Source organism: Pelorhabdus sp. sgz311001 (assembly GCF_055901755.1).
Genome location: NZ_JBVXUT010000018.1, coordinates 1 through 632, shown reverse-complemented (window position 1 = coordinate 632; position 632 = coordinate 1). Strand labels below are relative to the sequence as shown.

The 632-nt window shown below is 51.1% G+C and carries 1 rRNA gene; it reads right to left on the bottom strand.

Annotation, left to right across the window (positions count from 1 at the left end):
• A 23S ribosomal RNA gene (locus tag AC0MXB_RS18290) occupies positions 1 to 632 on the bottom strand; the annotation flags it as partial.

Here is a 632-nt window from a genome sequence, read left to right as displayed (position 1 = left end):
TTCTCAGCCTCCCACCTATCCTGTACATGATTGACCAAAACTCAATGTCAGGCTACAGTAAAGCTCCATGGGGTCTTTCTGTCCAGTCGCGGGTAACCTGCATCTTCACAGGTATTTCAATTTCACCGGGTCCCTTGTTGAGACAGTGCCCAAGTCGTTACACCTTTCGTGCGGGTCGGAACTTACCCGACAAGGAATTTCGCTACCTTAGGACCGTTATAGTTACGGCCGCCGTTTACTGGGGCTTCAATTCAGACCTTCGGATTGCTCCTAAGCCCTCCTCTTAACCTTCCAGCACCGGGCAGGTGTCAGCACCTATACGTCAGCTTTCGCTTTAGCAGGCACCTGTGTTTGTGGTAAACAGTCGCTTGGGCCTCTCTTTTGCAACCCTCTCTCGCTCCAGACGTTTCTGTCCTTCACGATATTAGGGCTCCCCTTTTCCCGAAGTTACGGGGACATTTTGCCGAGTTCCTTAACAAGGGTTTTCCCGCGCACCTTAGAATACTCTTCCCGCCTACCTGTGTCGGTTTGCGGTACGGGCGCCTTAGTTCTCGCTAGAAGCTTTTCTTGACAGTGTGGTCCAGTTGATTTCGTCTTTCCAAGGAAAAACTACCCATCACCTCTCAGGCTTT